The organism is Cohnella sp. SGD-V74, assembly GCF_003001675.1.
Taxonomy (GTDB): domain Bacteria; phylum Bacillota; class Bacilli; order Paenibacillales; family Paenibacillaceae; genus Cohnella.
The window spans coordinates 57,079-74,913 of sequence record NZ_PVYW01000014.1; the positions used below are offsets into that span (position 1 = coordinate 57,079).

Here is a 17,835-nt window from a genome sequence, read left to right on the forward strand (position 1 = left end):
TATTGGGTGATTCCTCAATTTATCGTTCTTTCCGGACTAGGCCGGCGGCTTACTCGGAGCCGGTTTTCTGCGTAATGCGGAAGACGACGAACTCGGCAGGCTTCACCGGAGCGACGCCGATCACGCAGATCAGCCGTCCGTTGTCGATGTCGTCCTGCGTCATCGTGCTGCGGCCGATATCGATGTAGAACGCTTCGGAAGCGCTGCTGCCCATCAATGCGCCGTCGCGCCAGATCCGCGTCAGGAACGCGTCGATCGTCCGCTGAACGCGAGCCCACAGCTGCTCGTTGTTCGGCTCGAACACGACCCAGTTGGTGCCGCCCTTGATCGATTCCTCGAGGAAAATGAACAGACGACGAACGTTGACGTATTTCCACAGCGTATTGGAGGATGCCGTGCGGGCGCCCCATACGCGGATGCCTTGGCCCGTAAAGGAACGGATCAGGTTCACGCCGGCAGGGTTGAGGATATCCTGCTCGCCTTTGTTGTATTGCACGTCCAGGCCGACTACGCCGCGCAGCACTTCGTTCGCCGGAGCCTTCTGCACACCGCGCGTCGTGTCGGAACGGGAGTAGATGCCCGCGATCGTGCCGGACGGAGGAACGAAGATGTTCCGTTTGTCGAGCGGATCGAATACCGACAGCCACGGATTGTAAAGCGCGCAGTAGCTGGAGTCGAACAGGTTGCGGTGCGTCATGACGTCCGCTACCTTCGTTTTCTCGCGCGGAATGTCGAGAATCGCGAAGCGGCTGCCCAGGTTTTCGCAGTGTGCGACGAGGGACAGCTGCACGTTGGCGTCGGTTACGCCCGGAATCGCCATGATGCTGACGACGTCGTTGTCGATGAACGCTTGGATGCCCGTACGGCGTCCAGGACCGCGGTCTTCTCCGATGAAGTCGGCGGCGGAGATGCCGTCAACCGAGCCGTCGCTTCCGCCGGCCAGCACGAATTCGACCTTGCCCGTCGCGCCCGCGCCGGATACCGTCTCGAACGGAGGCGTCGCGTCGGTCGACAGAGCCAATGCCCGTACGTTTACGAGATTCGAACGTCCGGCAACTTTCTCGACGAACGTCGGAGCTTCCGGATTGAGGCTGACTTTCTCGAAACTTTCCACTTCGTCGTTATAGATGACGTGCAGCGAAAACTCGCAAGTCGATAAAATTTTCGTAGGCAGCAAAGCGTCGTCCACAACGTCGCCGGACAGCTCGTCGGCCAATTCGATCACGTTGCCTTGCACGCTTACGACGCGGTTGTACTGCGTCTCGCCGCCTGCATTGTAGGCGACGACGTCGCCTGCGTAAAATCCGCCGGCGTTCTTGACGCGGTAGCGCCGATCCGTCACTTCATAGATTTGCGTCTTCGCTTTGCTGGCGTCCGTAATGACGACTTTCACCAGGTTGCCCCAGGCTCCCGGGTTTTTCGTCGTGATGCTCAGCTTCTCCGAGACGGAACCTGTGTTCGTCGCAACCTGAGCGTCAGAAGGCGCTACGCGCATAACGTAACAACGGGAACCTCCGTTGGTGAAAAACTGATCTACCGCATAAGCCAAATAGCGATAGCTTCCGAATGCGCTTTCGGACAAGTAAGAACCGAAATTGCGCTGAAAATCGGCCGGACTCGCAATGAGCAGCGGCAATCCTTCGACCGCTCCCCGCTGCGCGAGGCCAATGAAACCGGCGGTGCTCGTGCTTACGCCGTCGAGCGGCTTGGAGCCGCTCTCGAATTCCTCCACGTATACCCCAGGCGACAAATACTCTGCCATGATCCCCGGTTTCTCCCCGCTACGTATGTATGTAAGTCTGAAATCTAGCTGCTCGTAAGGGGAAAACCAGTTCCTCCTCTCTCAAAATGGGTTTATCTTATCGTCAACCGGAAACGTCTTGCCTGGCGGCACTTCGTCCAATCAACGCCACGCCCTTCAATTAGAGCCGACGGTAAACGCGGGCAGGCGCGATACTTTGCCGCCTTCCGCTTGCCATACCGTCTGCCATCTCTTGCCGTCCGCCGCGATCTCGGCATGAATCCGGCATGCGGCCGGCAGCAGCCCCCGAAACGGGAGAATCGCCGTACCGGCGTCGTCGCTCGTTGCGCGAACGGCCGGCAACAGCCGGGTTCCCCGACTCCACGCGCCCCTTATGGGCCGCTCCAACAGGATGACGGCGGGGTGGTCCGTCCAATCGACCATCCGGTTCCATTCCAGCTCCGAACCGTCCCTGTCCCTCAGCACGAACGCGTCCCCGGGCGCCAACCGCCCGTGTCCGGGCGCGATTTTCAGCCGAAGTCCGTCGCCTCCGCTCCGTTCTTCCGCCAAGCGGCCGCGAACGGCCGTTTCGTCGTCTATGTAGGCCAAAATCTCTGCGCCCGCAATCGGCTGGCCGTTCGCGTCGCGAAGTTCCGCGATCGCTCCGGTGCCGGCGGCGGGAGGCACATAAGCGCGCCCGGGATGAAGGCTCACCGTTACAATCGGAGGAGTTCCTCCGTTCGCCGGCAAGACGACCTCTTCCCGCACTTCCCGGTAAGCGGCCGACGCGATCCGCAGCGTGCAGCGCTCGCCCGGCACGTCCAGAAATACGTAACTTCCGTCCGAACTCCGAATCGGCTTGCGGTCGATCCCTTCCAGCGATACGATCAGCGAGGAAGGAGACGGCGTCGTTCCGGTCCAAATATCGAACGGCTTCACCGCCAGCGAGCAGCGGGTAACGAACGTTCTCTCGGCTCTGTCCAACTGCGTCAGCCTCCCTTGTCGCGCAGCGTGATGCGGCGCTCCAGAACGCGGGAGCCCGGCTTGACGCGGTTCGATTCGAGCAGCACGGGTCCGACGCGGTACGCGAGCGAGAGCTTGTACGGATTGTCCCCGAACTGCCAGAGCTGCGTCAGTTGATCCGTGCTCAAGTTTTCGGGCGTGATCCGCAGCTCTTCCCCGTTCTCCAGCAGCGTCCCTTCCAGATACGGGCTGCGCAGCACCGAATTGTCGTACAGCACCTGCATCGCTTTGCCGAGTATCCGATGCTCGTCCAGAATCCGCGTATGCAGATCGGCGGCGGAATGGGCCGTCAGCATGTAGTGCAAGTCGACCGCAAGCGGGGGATAACGAAGCACGCCTCCTTGCGGCAGCATCTCGTTGCGCCTGGCTTCTCCGTTCTCCCTGATGCTGCACAGGTAGAGCGTCAACGCCAAGTCTCCCTTATCGACGGGGGAAGCCATTCCGATCAGGTCGGGCCGAGGGACAGGGTCCGGAGACAATTGTTCGCGCAGCAGCTTGAGCAAGCTTAAGCCGACGTCGGCGACAACAGTATAACCTCCGATACAGGCTCCTCCTTCCCCGCACAAAATCTGAAAAATTTCTAAAAAATTCTACATTTCGACTTTATTATAGCGGTAAAACGACGGGGTGACTATCCAAATGTTACGTTTTCTTCGTCTAAATACGGGGAGAAACTTTCTTTCACGAGAATTTTCCCCATTTTCTGCAGTTCCTGCCTCGCCGCGCGGATGAAATGCTCCATTCCGATCGGCTTTCCGGAGCCCGCCGCAAGGAATGCGGCAGCCAGCGCGATGTTCTTGATATAGCCCCCGGACACCTCCAGCCGCGCGGCCAGAAACGCCAGATCGACATCGGGCGACACCGGGGCCGCGGACGGAAGATGAACGCGGAAAATGCGCTCCCGCTCGGCTGCGTCGGGAAAAGGAAACTTCACGACGAAGCTCATCCTCCGGATCAGCGCCTCGTCCATGTTCTGAAGCAGGTTGGTCGCCAGAATCGACACTCCGTCGTACGCTTCGATCCGCTGCAGCAAATAGGCCGCTTCCAGGTTGGCGTATTTGTCGTGCGCGTCCTTGACCTCCGTCCGTTTGCCGAACAGGGCGTCCCCCTCGTCGAAGAACAAAATCGCTCCGCTGTTCTCCGCCTCCGCGAACAGCTCGCTGAGCCGCTGCTCCGTCTCGCCGATATATTTGCTGACGATTCTCGACAGGTCGATCCGGTACAGCTCCAGGCCCAGCTCTCCGGCGATGATTTCGGCGGCCATCGTCTTTCCGGTGCCGGGCGGGCCGGCGAACAGCAGGCTGAGTCCTTTGCCGTACGGCAGCTTGCGCCCGAATCCCCACCGCTCGTACACGGTCTCGCGATGCAGGAAGCGGTCGCAGGCTTCGCGGATGAGCGAGTACGGCTCGTCCGCGAGCACGAGGTCTTCCCACGATCTCGCCGGCGCGATCCGGTCGGCGAGCTGCGCCAGCCGATGCCGGAACTGCCCGCGGCAAGCCGCCTCGATCTCGTCCCGTTCCGGCAGCCCGGCTCCGCGGCTTGCGGCGAGCGCCAACGCCTGCCGCCAGGCGCTGCCGATCTGGCCGGGAGTGAACCGGTACTTGTCCGCCAGCTCCCGCCACGTCGAAGGGACGTAGCCGCCGATGGCGTCCATCGCCTCCGCCTGCCAGAACGCCTCCCGGACGGAAGCCGGCGGAATGCCGGCTTCGCCGTAAATCCAGCCCGCCTCCTCCGGAACCGGCAGCTCCGAAGGCTGGCGACGAATATGCGACGTCCAGCCGATCAGAGGCATCGCCGCATAGCGAACATAGCGGTTCAAAGCCGCTGCCAGCGCTTCGAGATGCGCAACCGCCGTTCCGGCGATCGCGTGCTCCTCCCGGAAGACGATTCCCGCTCCGGTCAGCACCGCTTCGCGGACGATTCTCGCCATGGCCGCTTCCGCCCGGTCGGCCTCCTCCGGCAAACTGCGAAGACGTACGACGAGCAGTCGCTGCCCTCGCGCCGCAGCCAGATGAACGAAGCGCAGGCGCTTGCCTCCGCCGGACGGACCGGACAGATGCACGAACGGCGCCTGGCCCCTCGCCGACGCGCCTCCGTCCGCCAGACCTTGCAGCGAACGCATGACCGGATCGTCTGGAAGCAGCGCGGGGAGCTCTTCGAGCGCCCGCGGCTCGTACGCTTCGACGATGCCTCTCAGGCGGCCGTCGAGCGTCTCCGAGCGCAGCAAATAGCTGATTGTCCGCTCGTCCAGGCGCAGCGCCGTCTTCAGCTTCGGCCGAACCTGTCCGCCCCCGCCTCCGTACGGCTCTTCCGGTTCGAGCAGCAGGTCCCGCACCCTTCCGCCGCCTCTTAGCAGCGCCCTGGCCTCGGAAACCTCATCTTCCGAATCGCAAAGAAAACGATACGCGAAATCCGGCGTCGGCGCCTTGCACGTAATGTCATCGTTGAAGTACGCATACCATTTCTCGTATTTCCGGCTCGTTTCCGCGGCAAGGCAGAGCACGACGAGGCGTCGCTCCCACACGGTAAGGCGAAGCCTTGCGCACAGCAGCGACAGCGGCAGCTCCACGCCGGCGCGTAGGGAAGCCTCGGCGGCAAGCGCGATCTCCCTCTCGTGCGCCCGGCGATCGTGAACGTAACGCAGCCACGCTTCCGGCGGCGCTTCCGTTTCGCCCGGCTCCGGCTCCATCAGTTCCTCCGCGGTGACGACGAGCCCCCTCGGGCCGATCAGCGGCTGCGCGAACGGATTGCCCCCGCCCAGCTCCAGCAGCATCAGCAGCCCCGCGTCCAGCCATGCCAGCTCGGCGGCCAAATGATCTTGCGCATTCAGAAACGGTTCAACTTGTGCCACTTCCACCTAGTTCCTCCCTCGCCATCACACTCACCCTTGGGCGCGGCACATTAAGCTCGCCCCACGCGCTTATCCGCCGGCCACCAGCCCCGCGCACCACTTTAAGCTCGTCCGGCACGCCTATCCGCCCTTCATCACATCATCGTCCCGCCGCCTAACGACGCATCAAAGTCAGCACCGCAATGTCGTCCGACTGCGGCGCCCCGTCCGCGAACATGAAAACATGCATAAGCAGCGCGTCGATCGTCTCGGCGCTGGACATGCCCGGCGTCATCTCGAGAAACTCCCGCAGCCGCTCGGACGAATACTGCTCCTGCGCCGCGTTCTCTGCCTCCGTAATGCCGTCGGTGTACAGCAGCAGCCGGTCTCCCGGCTCCAGCGACAGGCGCCCGTCGTGGTAGACGGCGTCCTCCATCGCGGCGAGCGGCAGACTCTTTCTCAGCTTCACCGGCTCGATCGCGCCGCTGGCGCGCACGACGTACGGCGTACAGTGGCCGCCTTCGCTCATGACCAGTTCGCCAGTGGAGCACGTATACACGCCGCAGACGATCGTCGCGAATACGAGCGGATTGTCGCGCGCCAGCTCGTCGTTGACCATCGTCAGCAGCTCGCCGGGCGACAGGCCCGGGCCCATTTTCCCCTTCAGCAGCGTCAGCGTGACCGCCATGAACAGCGCAGCCGGAATGCCCTTGTCCGAAACGTCGCCAAGCGCGAAGAACAGATGGTCGTCGTCGATCTTGAAGAAATTATAGAAGTCTCCCCCGACTTCCTTGGCCGACTTGAGCAGCGCGCAGACGTCGTAAGGCTCGTACGCCGAAGGCATCGTCCGGGGCAGGAAGCTCATCTGGATCGTGCCCGCCACCTGCAGCTCGCTCTCCAGCCGCTCCTTGATCGCCGTCGTCGACTGCAGCTCCGCGAGCGACTCCTCGACCTTGGCGTACAGCCTCGCGTTCTCCAAGGAGACCGCCATCGGACGGGCTACCTGTTCGAGCAGCAGCCGGTCGCGGGTCGTGAACTTGCCGCCCTTCTTATTGATGACCTGCAGCACGCCCTCGACCTTGTCGCGGTTGACGATCGGCACCGTCAGCAAATTGCGGGTTTCGAACCCGGTTCGCTCCGCGACCCGATTGGACCAGCGCGGATCGTTCTTCGTATCGTTGACGACAAGGCTCTGCCCGCTCTGCGCCACGCGCCCGGCAATGCCTTCGCCGGGCTTCAGCCGGATCTCGCGAACCTCCGCGCCCTTCTCTCCCTGGGCGAGCTCGAAAAACAGCTCGTCCGTCTCGGGGTCGACGAGCAGCACCGAAGCCGCTTCCACCGGAAGCACCTGCTTGGCCGTATTCATAATGAGTTCCATCTGTTCCCTGCGCTTCAGCGTCGAATTGAGCTGCATGCTGATCTCCAGCAGCGCTTTCATTCGGCGAAAACGCATCCGCAGCACCGCATACAGCGCTCCCGCTCCGGCCGCCGCCCCGACAAGCGCACCGGCTCCCGCGGCTACCCATTGTCCATCCATGCGTTCCCCTACTTTCGCCGGTTCGCGGCAAGCGCGCGGCTTAAGCTTTTAATCGTTCAAGCGCCTCTTCCGTCGAATCCGCCGTTTCCAGAATGCTCAGGAAGCCCGACATCTCGAACACGTCGCGCACTTGTTCATTCATGCTGGCGCAGATGAGCTTACCTTGCATGCTTCTGACCTTTTTCGCCGCCACGAGCACGACGCGCAGCCCCGCGCTGCTTATGTATTGCATGGCCGAGAAATCAAATACGAAACGGGTGTTGCCCTCCGCGGTCAAAGCGAGGAAAGAAGCTTCCGCCGTCTGCGCGTGCTGGCCGTCCAACCGACCCTCTATGCTCATAATGGCCGCGCCTTCGCGCTGCGTCGTTACGATAATCATGGATAATCTCCTCCCGAATGCGTTGAACCGAACCGTTCTCCTGTGGCGAAAGCCGGTCCGCGATGTCAGATCGTTTTGCGAAGAATGACTAGATTGCCCGTATCCGTGCGCTCGTAGATGAACTCGTTCATCAGCCTTTTCGCGAAGAAAATGCCCAGTCCCCCGACCGTCCGCTCTTCCAGGTCCAGCGACAGGTCCGGTTCCTTGAACTCCAGCGGGTTAAAAGGCACTCCCTCGTCCTCCAGCCTGATCTCGACGACGGCCGGAAGCGATTGCACGGACAGCGTAATGACATGCCGCCCGCCTTGCGGGAATCCGTAATTGATCGTGTTGGTCAGCAGTTCCTCGCAGCTGAGCGTCATGTCGAATTTCAAGCGGTCGGGCCAATTCGAGCGCACGCCAATCTCCTCGAAAAACGCATGCAAGCGCTCCAGCTCGTCCAACCGGTTGTCCAGCCGAATGACCGCCTCTTCCGTACGGTCTTCTTCCTTGTCCGTCATTACGCCACCCCCGCTCCCGTTCGCCAGCGTTCGAGTTTTTTCCGCTTTATCCATCATATCATATCGACATGGCATTTTAATGCAGTTTTTGATGAAACATGAGCCGAGACGGAAGAAAAACTGACGCGGAGAAAAAGAGAGAGCAGCGATCGGCGTGCGGCCTTCGCTGCTCTCTTCGCGTTGAACGCGGAGTTACGTTGGACGAAAAACGGAAACGTTCGAGGAAGCCCCATTCGCTACTGCCGGGGCCGGACGCGCCGGGTCGCTTCCGCTTCGAGCGGGTTGTCCGGCCAGTAGTGCTTCGGGTAGCGCCCCTTCAAGTCTTTACGCACCTCGAAATAAGCGTTGCTCCAGAAGCTCGCCAAATCCCGCGTCACCTGGACGGGCCGCTGCGCCGGCGACAGCAGATGAAGCGTCAGCGGCACGCGTCCGCCCGCGATGCGCGGCGTCTCCGGCAGACCGAACAGTTCCTGCAGCCGCACCGCCACGAACGGCGCGTCGGGATCGCCGTAGTCGATCGGAATGCGCGAGCCGCTTGGCACCGTCCAATGCGTCGGCGCTTCCTCGTCCAGGCGGCGCCGACGCTCCCACGGCAGCATCGCCTCCAACAGCTCCTTCACGTTCAGCCGCTGCAGATCGCTCCGGCTTTTCATCCCTTCGGCGTAGCCCGCCAGCCAATCCTCCAGCGTCGCCAGCAGCGCCTCGTCGGACAGATCCGGCCATGAATCGTCGTGACGGCGCGCGAACGACGCCCGCTCCTGGAACTGGCGAGCCGCCTTCGTCCACGGCAGCATCTCCAGCCCTTCAGAGCGTATCCCCTCCAACAGCGCTTGCAGCCGTTTCTCCTCCGACAGCTTGCCGATCGGCTTCTCTTCCAGCACGATCGCGCCCAGCTTCCGGCGTTCACGCCCGCGAACCGCCTTGGCCTCGGCGTCCCAGAAGACGTCCGATTCGACGGCGAACGCCTCCGGCGCGTTCGCGGCGAGGCGATCCGCCGACACCGGAGCGGCAAGCCGGATGCGACTGTCCGCCCCCGCGTCGTCGACGTCGGCGACGACGATCCACGGCTCCAGCGCCAGCGCTTGCCCCGGAGCGAACTGCGCGCCGCGTCCGCCGCTGAGCAGGTACTTGCCGCTGTCCCTCCGGCGACCGATGCGGTCGGGGTACGCAAAGGCGAGCAGCAGACCGCAATCGTCCGCCCGCTCTGCGCCTTCATCAGACGCCCCTGCTCCCAGCTCCCGCCGCAATCTCCGAGCCTCCTCCGCCAGCCGTCTCCGCGCTCCCTCGTCCGCGGCGTACGCTCCGTAGCCGCGCAGCGCCTCGATTCTGGCCCGCAAATCCGCCGTCGGCGCTTGTCCGCCGGAATACCGCAGCAGATCGCGCTCTCCGAGCACGACGGCCATTTCGCACGCCAGCCCGCCCAGTCCAAGCGGCTGCGCGCGAAGCAGCATGTGGGCGATTCGGGGATGCTTGCCCAGCTCGGCCATTTTGCGGCCGTGCACCGTAACCTTCCCGCCGTCCGCCTCCAACGCCCCCAATTGGACCAACAGCTCGCGGGCTTGCTGTACGGCCGGCGCGGGAGGCGCGTCCAGCCAGCTTAGCTCCCCCGGGTCGCCGACTCCCCATACGCCCAGCTCCAGCAGCAGCGGCGCCAGATCCGCCTCCGCAATTTCAGGCAAGCTGCGGGGCGGCAAGGCCGACTGCTGCTCGGCGCTCCACAACCGGTAGCACGTCCCCGGGCGAAGTCTCCCCGCGCGCCCCCTGCGTTGGTCCGCGGATGCCGCGGACACCGTAACGGTGTCCAGCCTCGACATGCCCGTGCGCGGCGAAAATCGGGACACGCGCATCAGCCCGCTGTCGATAACGACCGTTACGCCCTCCACCGTCAAGCTTGTCTCCGCCACGGAAGTCGCCAGCACGATTTTCCGCTCCCCCTCGGGAAGCGGAGCAAGCGCCCTGTCCTGCTCCTCCGGCGACAGGCTTCCGTGCAGAGGCAGCACGCGAGCGCCCAGCGCCGAGCCGCGCAGCCTCTCCCTCAGCAGCGCTTCCGCCGTCCGGATTTCCCCGACGCCCGGCAGAAACGCCAGCACGTCCCCTTCGTGCGCGCGCAGCGCATCGAGCGCCGCCCGGGCGACCGCTTCTTCCGCTTTCTCTCCGGCCGGCCTCGGCCGGTACACGGTGTCCACCGGGAAGCTCCGTCCGGCGCTGCGCACGATCGGCGCATCTCCGAGCAGCTCCGACACCGGCTCCGCTTCGAGCGTCGCGCTCATGACGAGCAGCTTCAGGTCTTCCCGCAGCAGCGCCTGCGATTGCAGGCTGAGCGCCAGGCCCAAGTCCGCCTGCAGGCTTCTCTCGTGATACTCGTCGAAAATAACGAGCCCTACGCCTTCCAGCGCAGGGTCCGACTGAAGCATCCGGGTCAGCACGCCTTCCGTCACGACTTCAATCCGCGTGCCCTCGCCGACCTTCGTGTCCATTTTCACCCGATAGCCGACCGTCCCGCCGACTGGCTCCCCCAGCGCCCGCGCCATATAGGCGGCCGAGCTTCTGGCCGCGAGCCTGCGAGGCTCCAGCATGACGATTTTGCGGCCTTGCAGCCAGCTTTCTCCGAGCAGGGCGAGCGGCACCCGCGTCGTCTTCCCCGCTCCCGGTTCGGCGATCAGCACAGCATTGTTCCGTTCGGCGAGCGCCCGCTGTAGTTCCGGCAGCGCATCATCTATAGGTAAAGGCGAATAAGACATCACGCCCGATTGCTCCTTCCGCTCCATGGCAAGCTCGAATCTCTTATCGTTGACAGCTTACCACTTTCGGAAGCGATGCGAAACGGGGCTGTCCCATAAGAAAGCAAGGTCATACGAAGTGATTATCGATGGATGGTGCTGTACGTGCATCTATCTCCTTCCGATGCTATACGATCCTAAAATTTGAAATGGTAAACCCGTAACAGGGTAATTTTAGGACCGTATGAGGCAGTCTCCAGGAGATAGATGCACTTTGCACTTCATCGATAATCTTGTACGACCCCACTTGTGGGGACAGCCCCGTCTGGCGAATTACGTCGTGATCGTCACCGTCGTCTCCGGATCGAGGTTGACGATTTCCAGCACGATCGGCGTATTCTCGTCCAAATCGATCGACTCTCCGTCTTCCGGAGTCAACGTCAACGTCGACGTCGAAAGAGTGATCAAGCCGTCCATTTGCGGCACGCCGTTAATGTACACCGTTCTGTAGCCGTTGTCCGCGGCGACCGCCTCGAAAGCGGTGGCTGCTACCCCCGCGTCCGTAAAGAAGCTTGTGGCCGCCAGCGCGAGCGGAGCCGCGTTCGTGACCGTAACGGGAGCAGGCACAACATAGAAGTATTTCGAAACTGCGGGATTGGCCGTCGTCTCCGCTTCGGCTTCGACCGTGATCGCGATATTGAATATCGTAAGAGGCATGGCATTCTCCCCCTTTCCCCGGCTGGGTCGGACTGGACTTCCCGGTTCGTACCGGAAGTCCTTATAGCTTATGTCCGAAACCTGCCGTTGCAAGGGCTAATCCTGCCGACATCCCCCCATTTCACCCTGCCTCCGCGCGAAATCTCACCGTCTCCAGCACGATCGCCGTTCCCGCCTTCAACGTCTGCCCCGTCGCGACGATCGAGACGGCGCCCGGAACCACGCGGTACAGCTTGCCCTGCTGCATAACGCCGTTGACGTACAGGTTGTAGTACCCCTGCTCTCCGGCAATCGGCAGCTCGGTCGACGGAGCTCCGTCGTCGTTCACGAAAGCGGTCGCCGGAATCGCAACCTCTGCGCGGAAGTCCAAATCCGCGGGCAATACGTGAAAATGCCGCGTAACGGCCGGAAACACGCTTACGGGTCGGACGCGAACCTCGGCCGCGCCCCGCCTGCGGTTTCGCGAACGGCGGCCGGCGCGCGTTCCTCCGCGCTTCGTTCTGTTCGCCGATCGGCGGCGCTTGACGCAGCGGCAGCACTTGCAGCATCGCTTTCGCCGTCTGACGCACCTGGACAGCTTCCCTCGCTTGCGCACGAGTCCGAACCCTCCCTTCCGAGTCCTTCTCTCGTTCAACTTATGCGAAGGGCGGAGCAGGGAGCCGGGCCATCGGCTACGCGACGCTCGATTCTCCCGATCCGGGCGCTAGGACGTGTATGCAAACCCGCTCAGGGGCATCTCCCCTGCTGCGTCACTTTTGCTTGACGTACCCCCGGGCGGCTTGGTTATCCGCGATTTCCTTCCGGCTCGTCCTCCGGTTTGGCGGCGGGCGCTTCCGGCGAGGTCAGCATAATTTTGCCGTCGGCCAGCTCCAGCTTGATTTTGTTCGAATCCTTGACTCCGATCGATTCCAGGTAGGCGGCCGGCACCTGAAGGCGGCCCGCCTTGTCCAGAATCGCGTACTCGACGTGGGAGTCCTCCTCCGACTGGGCGATGCCCAGCTCAAGCTCGGCCAGCTCTTCCGCGTAGGATTTGCGCCGAAGCATTTCCGAGGAAATTTTGCCGTCGCGGATCGCGACGACCCGGTCGACCTTCCTCGCGAGCAGCGGGTCGTGCGTGACGATGACGACGGTAATGCCGATCGTCCGGTTGAGCTCGCGGAACAGATCGAGAATCTGGTCGGCCATCTTCGAATCGACCGAGCCGGTCGGCTCGTCGGCGAGCAGCAGCTTCGGATGGTTGGCCAGCGCGATGGCGATCGCCACCCGCTGCTGCTCCCCCCCGGACAGCTGATGCAGCTTGTTGTTCTTGCGGTGGGTCAGCCCGACCGCCTCGAGCAGCTCCAGCGCGCGGAGCCGCTTGCGCCTGCCCTTGAGCAGAATCGGAAGCTCCACGTTCTCCAGCGCGGTCAAGTACGGAATCAGATTGCGGGCGTTGTTCTGCCAGACGAAGCCGACGCTTTCCCGCTTGTAGCGCACGAGATCCCGCTCGCTCATCTTCAGCATGTTCTTGCCGTCGATCTCCAGCTTGCCGGCCGTCGGCCGGTCCAGTCCGCCGAGCATATTCATCAGCGTCGACTTGCCGCTGCCGCTGTTGCCGATAATCGCCATCAGCTCGCCGGCTTCAATCTGCAAGTCCAAGCCTTGCAGGGCGAACACTTCGAGATCGGCGGCTTTGTAGATTTTGACCAAACCTTCGCAAGTAATCATCGGTCAGTCCTCCCCCAGCTTGAGCGCTTGATGGACCCGGATACGGGAGAGCATGTAAGACAGAATGCCGAGCCCGATCGCCAGCATGGCGCCTACGACGGAATACAGCCTCATGAAGTCGATCGATTCGAAAATCACCTTGAACGGCGGCACGAGGCTTCCCGGATTGAACGCAATTTGGAAGTTCGGCACGTACAGCGTGCTGGCCAAGTTCCCGATCAGAATGCCGATCAGCACCGCCGCGCCCGACGTCAGCAGCTGCTCCAGAGCCAGCATTCCGATAAGCTGACGCAGCGACACGCCGATCGCGCGCATGATTCCGTTTTGCAGCGTCCGGCCTTTGAGCGACAGGATCCAATACAGCAGAAACCCGACGAAGCTGATCATAATGGAAATGATGAAGCCCAGCGTCAAAATCCCGTTCAAGGCCAGCAGGAACGGATCGTTCTTCGCCTTGATCAGCTCTTCCTTCGTATTGACGATGCTCGTCAGCGGTATTTTCTGCTCCGCGATGCTCTCGTACAGCTCGTTCGTCGACACGTCCGGCTTCAGCTTCAGCCACACCCGGTAAGGCTCCAGCGCGAGCAGGAATTGGATGCGGTTCAAATTGCCGACGACGAGCATCGGGGCGGAATTAAGCCCGCTTTTGTCGGCAGACGTAACGGTCCCCAGAGGCGGATTCGGATTAAACGTCGGAAAATAATCGACGATGCCGAAGACGATGAACGGCTGGTAGTTGACGTTCTCCCACCCGATATTGATCGTATCGCCCTTTTTCAGTCCCCGTTGGTCCGCCATCGTTTTGGAAATGAGCACGCCCCGAGGGTCCGACGCGATCAAATTCAAATATTCGTAGAGCGGATAATCGAGCAGATGGTCGGGAAACCAAGCCGTTCGCCCGAAGTCGTCGGTGTCGATGCCGATCAGCCGGACTCTCCCCGTCTGGTCTCCGGCCGAGAAGGCCGCGTCCTCTTTTACGAACACCTTGGCCGCTTCTTCGACGCCGTCCAGCTTCCGGAACGGATCGAACGAGGGCTCCAAATAATGAACGGGCTTGTTCGTCACGGCCGGCTCCGCCGCCGGAGGGCCTCCCGGAGCCGCCGGGGGCGGTTTGTCGTTGGGCCACTGGGACTGCAGGACGATGTCCGCCCCGTTGGCGTATCGAATGCGCTCTTCCGTATTGATATTGATCGTGCGGGCCGCTCCCGCGCTGAACACTCCGATCGCGATCGTCATGATCAGGAAAATCATCAGAAACTGGTACTGGCTGCTCGACCTCCCGACCTGAATGAGCGTAGCGTACAGGGACGGAGGCCACCACTTGCGCCCGGCCCAGTAAATGAACTTCAGCATAAGCGGGTACAGCCTTAGCAGCAGCAGCCCCGCGCCGACGACGAACAGGGCCGGCATGACGAACTGCAAGGGGTCGAGATTCAGATCGTCCGCGCCGAGGCCGAGGCTCTGCAAGTCCTTCAGCCGGTTGCGGAACGTGTACAGTCCGTAGAAAGCGGCCGCGAGCGCCAGCACGTCCAGAAACGCCTTGTGCCAGAACGGCGTCTTCTGCATTCTCGCCAGCTGCTGCTTGTGGCCGACGATCGAGACCCGCGTGGCGAGCAGTACGGGCACGAGCATCATCAGGAACGCAGCCGCGGCGGCGATGCCTCCGTACAGGAACGCCTGCTCGTTCAAGCGAACCGTCATTCGGGACCGCTGCACGAATTCCAGGAATCCGTTGGACGCGCCCAGCACCTTCGTCAGCCATAAGCCGATGAACGGACCGATCAGCCAAGCCGCGCCGCAGAGCAGCGCCCCTTCGATCGCGAACGACGCGACCACCTGCCATCTGGCCGCCCCCCGGCTTCGCAGGACGGCGATCTCGTTCTTCTGGCGATCGATGATCAGATTGGACACCATGAACATATAGAAGCCGAGCATGATCAGCACCGGCACGTTCAGGGACCACATCAGCTTGCCGAGCTGCTTCGAGCGCTCGAAATATTTCTCGATCGTGGGAATCGTCGGAGCGGAGAACTCGGACTGGAACGCGGCCGATCTCGATTGCGCTTCGGCTCGGATCGCCTTGTCCGTCGCGATGAAGTCGTTCACGTTGCGAAGCTCCATCTTCGTGTAATCCAGCACGAAATACCAGCCGCTGGCGCTGACCGGCACTCTGCCCGCACGAATAAACTCGTTCTCGAACAGCTCGGCGTCGGCGACGAACGCGGCCCCCAGATCGCTCAGGCTCGTATTCCGGAAGTACGGATCGTCATACTCCAGCTTCGTGAACATGCCGACGGGCTTGATCTTGATCGTGCCCTGGATGCTGTTGTCTCTCAGCAGCATTTCCTGATCGAGCACGAGCCCGAACCGGATCAGCGCCTGCTCTGTGAGCATCACTTCGTAAACGCCGTCCACTGGCTGCTTGGCGGGCAGCCGGCCGTCCACGACTTTGATGTGCTTCTCGAAGTCGCTGTAGGCGCGGATCGTCGTCGTAGGCGCGTTTTTCTTATCCGGCTCCTGCACCGGAACGAGCTGCACCGACTTGCTTCGCCGCTCCTTCACCAGCTCCTTCACCGGAATGCCGAAGGCCGGGCCGGCGGTCTGCTCCATGTACCGGTCCAACGTTTCGATTACCGACTGCCGTCTCTCCTGATCTTCGTTGTAGAATCCGACCAGCGACCAGTGCTGTCCGGGATAGGTTCCCCTCTCGGTCTGAAACGTCTCCAGATCCTTGACGAGCATGCGGCTCAAAATCGCTTCGGAATAGATCGGCATCGTGCCGACAAGCGCCACGGTCATGAGAATGCCGAAAAACAAGCTCGATACGAGCCATTTGTTGTTGATCATTTTACGGATGATCATGATGAACAAAGCCAAAAGCGCAACCTCCCTCGCGACCCGAATGCGAACCTGTTATTGCAGCACGACGATCTGGCCTTCTTCGAGCCCCTTGACGATCTCCACTTCCGTGGAGCCGACCAGGCCGGGCTCGACGTCGACCTCGCGCAGCCGTTCGCCATCCTCCAGCACGCGCACGAAGTTGCGTCCCAAGTACGAGCGCAGGCCGCTTCGCGGAATTTTCACGATGCCCTCCCGCTGCTGCGTGATGATCTTCACGTCCGCGATCGAGCCGATTTTGGCTTCCTTCGGCAAGCTCGGCAATTCGATGTATAACGTTCTGGCGTATTTCTCGGCCAGCTGCTGATTCGTCGTCTCCGGGGCTGACGAAGGCGTCTGCGTCACCGTGCCGACGATCTTCTCGCCCTTCAGGGTAACTTCCGCGGGCACGCCGACCTGCACTTCTCGCAAGTCGTTCGCGTTGTCGACGCGCAGCGAGAGGCGCAGGCTCGACGGATCGGCGATCGTGACGAGCGTCTGATACGCTTCGACGTAGTCGCCTTCGACGAGCGATTCGGCGAACACGACCTGGCCGTCGATCTCGGCGGACAGCTGCTTGGAGTTGAACTGCTTGGCCAGCCGGTCGTACTTCAACTGCTCGATCTCGACCTGCAAGCCGGCGATCTTGAACGCCTGCTCGTCGGAGTCGCGCGCTTGCCGGAACCCGTACTTCGCTTTCTCCAGCGCCAGCTGCTGCTCCTTGAGCTGGATGTCAAGCCCGTCCACGATCAATTGCACGAGCAGATCGCCCTTCTTCACCTGATCGCCGGACTTGACCAGGATTTCGTCGATTCTGCCCCCTTGTCCCGCGAACTGAGCGATGCTTGTCGAGACGGATTCGAATGTGCCGCTGCCGGAGATCGCCTTGACGATCGTGCCTTTCTCCGCGGTAACCGTCGAATAGTTTTCCTGCCGCGGCTTGACGAGGGGCGGCTTAAGCTCCTCTTCCTCCCGGGGCAGCAGCGAGCAGCCGGACAGGGCGCCGACGATCGCGAAAGCGATTCCAAAAGCAATCATTTTTTTAAGAGTGCGAGACAATTTGTCCATCCTCCAGTTCGTATACTTGGTCTACGATTTCCATGATGGCCGGATCGTGCGTCGTCAAGGCGATCGTCACACCGCTATGCTCCACGAGATCCCTGAATACTTTGATAATTTGCAAGCCGGTCCGGCTGTCCAGCTCCGCCGTAGGCTCGTCCGCCAAAATCAGCTTCGGCTTGTGCGCGATGGCGCGGGCGATCGCCGTTCTCTGCTGCTCTCCTCCCGACAGCTCGAACGGACGATGGTGCATCCGCTGCTTCAGTCCGACGCGCTCGAGCGCCTGGACGGCGGCCTGCTTGCGTTCCTGCGCCGGATAACCGGCGACGCGCAGCACGAACTCTACGTTCTCGTAAGCCGACATTAACGGAATCAGAGCGAACGATTGGAAAATCAGCCCCATCTCCTTGCGCCTGACCTCGTCCCGTTCCTTGCCCGACATCGACGTCAGCATCCGTCCGTCGAACGTGATTTTGCCTTCCGTCGGCTGATCCAACGCGCTCAGCAGGTTGATCAGCGTCGTTTTCCCCGAGCCGGATCTTCCCTTGAGAGCGACCAGCCTTCCCGGCGACAGCCGGATATCCACGTCCTTCAGCACCGTGACCGCTCCCGAGCCTCTGCCGAACACGCGCTTAATGCCCTCGGCGCGGATGATATCTCCGTCAGCCGTCTCCTCGCTTGCCATCGATTGTTCTCTCCCCTCGTTGCGGAACGCCCCGAATGCTTTTCCATTATTTTCAATGCT

At 61.9% G+C, this 17,835-nt stretch carries 14 protein-coding genes; all 14 read right to left on the minus strand.

Annotation, left to right across the window (positions count from 1 at the left end):
- Window positions 1-49 precede the first annotated feature (49 nt).
- Window positions 50-1,762: a phage tail sheath family protein gene (locus B0G52_RS20780; protein ID WP_094047307.1), complete on the minus strand. Its 1,713-nt coding sequence runs from the start codon at window positions 1,760-1,762 to the stop codon at window positions 50-52.
- A gap of 156 nt (window positions 1,763-1,918) precedes the next feature.
- Entirely contained in the window at window positions 1,919-2,725 is an 807-nt protein-coding gene (locus B0G52_RS20785; RefSeq protein WP_094047308.1) for a hypothetical protein, read from the minus strand.
- A 5-nt stretch (window positions 2,726-2,730) separates the two neighbouring features.
- A complete protein-coding gene (locus B0G52_RS20790) occupies window positions 2,731-3,330 on the minus strand; it encodes a Pvc16 family protein (protein ID WP_233162886.1) in 600 nt (199 codons plus the stop codon).
- Between the two features lie 65 nt (window positions 3,331-3,395).
- A complete protein-coding gene (locus tag B0G52_RS20795; protein ID WP_094047309.1) occupies window positions 3,396-5,621 on the minus strand; it encodes an ATP-binding protein in 2,226 nt (741 codons plus the stop codon).
- A 148-nt stretch (window positions 5,622-5,769) separates the two neighbouring features.
- Window positions 5,770-7,131: a PP2C family protein-serine/threonine phosphatase gene (locus B0G52_RS20800; RefSeq protein ID WP_094047310.1), complete on the minus strand. Its 1,362-nt coding sequence runs from the start codon at window positions 7,129-7,131 to the stop codon at window positions 5,770-5,772.
- A gap of 40 nt (window positions 7,132-7,171) precedes the next feature.
- Window positions 7,172-7,510 carry an STAS domain-containing protein gene (locus B0G52_RS20805; RefSeq protein WP_094047311.1) on the minus strand — a complete coding sequence of 113 codons (339 nt, stop codon included), beginning with the start codon at window positions 7,508-7,510 and terminating at the stop codon, window positions 7,172-7,174.
- Between the two features lie 65 nt (window positions 7,511-7,575).
- Window positions 7,576-8,010 carry an ATP-binding protein gene (locus B0G52_RS20810; protein WP_158223803.1) on the minus strand — a complete coding sequence of 145 codons (435 nt, stop codon included), beginning with the start codon at window positions 8,008-8,010 and terminating at the stop codon, window positions 7,576-7,578.
- Window positions 8,011-8,246: 236 nt separating this feature from the next.
- Window positions 8,247-10,751 carry an ATP-dependent helicase HrpB gene (gene hrpB, locus B0G52_RS20815; RefSeq protein WP_094047443.1) on the minus strand — a complete coding sequence of 835 codons (2,505 nt, stop codon included), beginning with the start codon at window positions 10,749-10,751 and terminating at the stop codon, window positions 8,247-8,249.
- A gap of 312 nt (window positions 10,752-11,063) precedes the next feature.
- Window positions 11,064-11,447 (minus strand): DUF4183 domain-containing protein, encoded by a 384-nt coding sequence (locus tag B0G52_RS20820; RefSeq protein WP_094047313.1) that lies wholly within the window; start codon window positions 11,445-11,447, stop codon window positions 11,064-11,066.
- Between the two features lie 121 nt (window positions 11,448-11,568).
- Window positions 11,569-12,042 (minus strand): DUF4183 domain-containing protein, encoded by a 474-nt coding sequence (locus B0G52_RS20825; protein WP_158223804.1) that lies wholly within the window; start codon window positions 12,040-12,042, stop codon window positions 11,569-11,571.
- 188 nt (window positions 12,043-12,230) lie between these two features.
- Window positions 12,231-13,154: an ABC transporter ATP-binding protein gene (locus tag B0G52_RS20830; RefSeq protein WP_094047315.1), complete on the minus strand. Its 924-nt coding sequence runs from the start codon at window positions 13,152-13,154 to the stop codon at window positions 12,231-12,233.
- Window positions 13,155-13,157: 3 nt separating this feature from the next.
- Window positions 13,158-16,031 carry an ABC transporter permease gene (locus B0G52_RS20835; protein ID WP_094047316.1) on the minus strand — a complete coding sequence of 958 codons (2,874 nt, stop codon included), beginning with the start codon at window positions 16,029-16,031 and terminating at the stop codon, window positions 13,158-13,160.
- 36 nt (window positions 16,032-16,067) lie between these two features.
- Entirely contained in the window at window positions 16,068-17,090 is a 1,023-nt protein-coding gene (locus B0G52_RS20840; protein WP_158223805.1) for an efflux RND transporter periplasmic adaptor subunit, read from the minus strand.
- Window positions 17,074-17,775 (minus strand): ABC transporter ATP-binding protein, encoded by a 702-nt coding sequence (locus tag B0G52_RS20845; protein WP_094047318.1) that lies wholly within the window; start codon window positions 17,773-17,775, stop codon window positions 17,074-17,076. The genes B0G52_RS20840 and B0G52_RS20845 overlap by 17 nt, the downstream gene beginning before the upstream one ends.
- Between the last annotated feature and the right edge of the window lie 60 nt (window positions 17,776-17,835).

What these genes read in the sequence shown, in the direction of transcription:
- B0G52_RS20830 (WP_094047315.1), bottom strand. Translation starts at nt 13,154, where the DNA reads ATGATTACTTGCGAAGGTTTGGTCAAAATCTACAAAGCCGCCGATCTC.
- B0G52_RS20805 (WP_094047311.1), bottom strand. Translation starts at nt 7,510, where the DNA reads ATGATTATCGTAACGACGCAGCGCGAAGGCGCGGCCATTATGAGCATA.
- B0G52_RS20810 (WP_158223803.1), bottom strand. Translation starts at nt 8,010, where the DNA reads ATGACGGACAAGGAAGAAGACCGTACGGAAGAGGCGGTCATTCGGCTG.
- B0G52_RS20780 (WP_094047307.1), bottom strand. Translation starts at nt 1,762, where the DNA reads ATGGCAGAGTATTTGTCGCCTGGGGTATACGTGGAGGAATTCGAGAGC.
- B0G52_RS20820 (WP_094047313.1), bottom strand. Translation starts at nt 11,447, where the DNA reads ATGCCTCTTACGATATTCAATATCGCGATCACGGTCGAAGCCGAAGCG.
- B0G52_RS20800 (WP_094047310.1), bottom strand. Translation starts at nt 7,131, where the DNA reads ATGGATGGACAATGGGTAGCCGCGGGAGCCGGTGCGCTTGTCGGGGCG.
- B0G52_RS20845 (WP_094047318.1), bottom strand. Translation starts at nt 17,775, where the DNA reads ATGGCAAGCGAGGAGACGGCTGACGGAGATATCATCCGCGCCGAGGGC.
- hrpB (WP_094047443.1), bottom strand. Translation starts at nt 10,751, where the DNA reads ATGTCTTATTCGCCTTTACCTATAGATGATGCGCTGCCGGAACTACAG.